Below are 2,866 nucleotides of genomic sequence, written 5' to 3'. Positions count from 1 at the left end.
CTATCTGGCGCGAAACGGGTTTACTCACATCCCGGCGCCGGCACAAAACGCCAAAACCCTCACAGGCGCTTCAGCGATGCTTGGTATACGCACTCTGCCATGCCGTGTGATGGGCTAAACTCGAGCTAAGAGGCTGTATCCCACGGCGGCGTTCGCCGACGTGACTCTCGACCTTGTGACGATTGGCCCAGGCGAACGCTTCGGCCGCATCTATCTTTCCCGCTACCCCGATCCGCTCGGATTCGGAAAGACGAAAAGCCGCTTCAGCGACCCACGCCGTCGGATCGAGAAGAACCGCTTCGGCGTGCTCTATGTTGGCTCGACCTTGAAGGTGTGTTTTCTCGAGGCCATCCTGCGCGACGAGCGCAACGGTGCGGTGGGCGACTATCCGATTGCCGAAGCCGAACTGCGGGTCCGGCACTATGCCGAGATCGAAGTCACAGCCCCGCTCACCCTGATCGACCTCCGCGGCGATGGACCGGTTCGGATGGGAATCCCAAGTGATGTGGCCCGCGCCTCGTCGCAGACCCTCTCCCGGGCCTGGTCGGCCGCGATCTACAACCATCCGAAGGCACCGGACGGGATCGTCTATCCCTCGCGTCTCAATGGCGAGACGAACTTGGCAATCTATGGTCGCGGGATTGGCAAATTGCGAGCTGCGACGATCAACCCGCTACACGGCACTACGGGGTTAGCCACACTCCTCGACGATTTCCGCATCGCGTTGGTTTAGCGGAGATCTACAGCCCGTGTGGCTTTTCGCCTGTTGGCCGGCTCTGCGCGCCGGGAGTTAGTTGCAGGACTAAACCTGTAGAACAAGAGGGCGGAAACAGCAGCCAAACCTTTATGGCAAATGGCCATCGTGGGAGGATACCATCGGCGCCGTTCGCGATCCTCTCACCTCAAGTAAGAATGTCGGTCGCGGAGATGCTGCTTCGTCAGTGGCAGAGATTCAATGTAAGGCTTACCGCCAATATGGAGCGTTGCGCTAGCGCGAAGCAACCCAGCTCTTCGGCGCTGCCAGTCGTAGATGGATCATTCGAGATGATGTCCGGTGCACAATCCGAGCGAGACGCGTTTTCTGACGCACAAGTTCGCCAACTCGATTTTTGTTGGTCCAAGCTCTGTTGGCCCTTGCAGCCTCGTGTCGCCTACTGAGGCGGAGTCCCTTTGTGGGATTGAAACGAGGGGCCGTGGCTGCTGTGACGAGACGCTTCGCCAAGCGCGTGTGCTCAACCTGTTTGCTGCGCGGGCGGATCACCGCCTGTGCGAGCTCCCAAACCGGACTTCCAATCTCGGTTCCAACAGCGGCAAGGTGCTGGCGAGCCCTTCTGCAATACTCGATGCTCAGCGCGCTCATCGTGTCTGAGCCGTGTCCGGCGCGGTACTTCATCAGTGTGCGACACAGATCACCATCAGCGAGCCGCCAGGCTTTGGCCAAATACCCCACGCCATAGCGGAGATTGGTCCTCGGCTCAGCCAACTCCGCGGCGGTTCCCTGAAACCCCAGCAATGCGGCAGTCTTGGGTCGCACCTGCATGAGCCCGATCTCCCCAATGCTGCCAACGGCAGTTGGATCGTACCGGCTCTCGATCCGCACCACCGCATCGACAAGAGCCGGCGGCACCCCGTTGGCTGTGGCCTCCTCAGCGATGGCAGTCAAGTACGTTGAGCGCTCTTTGAGGGCACGGGAAGGAGAAGCAATGTCCAGAACGGCGGATGTTGTGATCGGCTCAAGATCAGGAGGCGGAGGGAGGGACGCAAGCTGCCAATCCACATCGATTTCGAGAACATCAAAGTCAGGCGCAGCCGATCCTGAACTTGGAACAAGCGCGAGTAACATCGTCGCGTAGGCAACAAGACGCACACTGAACATGGCCAGCATCCCTTGAGGGTGGGGCTCTACTTAGCTTTTCGCAAATGTGTTGACGGACGGTTTATGCCGACTGGTTTCGAAACGCAGCGGATGCGGCTGATCAGCAGAGGTTCAGACAGCTTTCATGTTTCAGCAGTAACAACACAGGATGTCTGCTCCAATCTTAGCAATAAAGCCGTTCCAAGGCTGGTGAGGAGCAGGACACATCTGAGAAGTGGCTGGGACATATGCTGAGGAGAACTGAAGATATACCTATAACTCTCACTGGGGAGCTGGACGCTTTCGAGCAGCTGATCGCGCAAGTTCAAGAACCGCTGCCATCGCACGAGTTTACCCTCACCGACAGCTTCATTGAACTCATTGAGGAAAGCCTGGCACGGGGGCCGGATCGCACGGATCGTCTTCTGCAGCACCGACTTCTGCGGGCTCCATGACCACGGCAGGCGGGCAAAGGCGCGAGACGAAGCGGAGTCCTCAAGGCGAAAGGCTAGCTCCTGGTAGCTCAGTTGCCGGTACTGCTTGAGGATCGCACAGCGCAGCACCGCTTCAGCGGGCAGGCCTTGCCGTCCGGTCGCCCTGATGGCGCCCCGACACAGGTCTCGTGCCACCACGGCAAACAGATCGCAATGCTCGTCCAGCCATTGCGACATCGCCTTCAACTCGCAGCCGATCTCGTGCGTGGCGAATAGATCGAATATGCTGGCTTGGACGGTGCGTTCCTGGCGCATTGTCGGCTCCGGCGGTGGCAGGGCTTTGGACTCAGTGACATGATCCAAGATACCTGAAACCGCCGGGCCTTGCTTGTACAAAGCTTTGATTCACGCAATGAAATCAAACGTTTGCCGTTTGTGGACGGAAACTAGCTAGATCCTTAGCACAGTGATTTTGACGGTTTGACACCGCCAAGCTCGTGCTGCGGACTTCGCATCTGGTACCGAGGCCCCGTCCAATGGGGATCAATCCACTTGCAGATCCCGCACCGCTTCGAAG

Annotated in this window: 2 protein-coding genes and 1 pseudogene; 1 reads left to right on the top strand and 2 read right to left on the bottom strand. The window is 58.7% G+C overall.

Annotated features, from left to right (window positions below; translation table 11 throughout):
* The first annotated feature begins 160 nt into the window (after positions 1 to 160).
* Positions 161 to 733 (top strand): RES family NAD+ phosphorylase, encoded by a 573-nt coding sequence (locus tag FS320_RS41150; RefSeq protein ID WP_338105675.1) that lies wholly within the window; start codon positions 161 to 163, stop codon positions 731 to 733.
* Positions 734 to 988: 255 nt separating this feature from the next.
* Here the strand turns inward: FS320_RS41150 and FS320_RS50520 are convergent, their stop codons facing one another.
* Positions 989 to 1,843 carry a transglycosylase SLT domain-containing protein gene (locus FS320_RS50520; protein WP_152718340.1) on the bottom strand — a complete coding sequence of 285 codons (855 nt, stop codon included), beginning with the start codon at positions 1,841 to 1,843 and terminating at the stop codon, positions 989 to 991.
* Between the two features lie 392 nt (positions 1,844 to 2,235).
* Positions 2,236 to 2,604: pseudogene (locus FS320_RS41140) on the bottom strand (transposase); the annotation flags it as partial.
* Between the last annotated feature and the right edge of the window lie 262 nt (positions 2,605 to 2,866).

It is taken from the genome of Microvirga tunisiensis (assembly GCF_009296175.1).
In the GTDB taxonomy this organism is placed as follows: Bacteria; Pseudomonadota; Alphaproteobacteria; order Rhizobiales; family Beijerinckiaceae; genus Microvirga; species Microvirga tunisiensis.
Note: the sequence above shows the minus strand (reverse complement) of the source record. Positions and strands in the feature narration are given on the sequence as shown.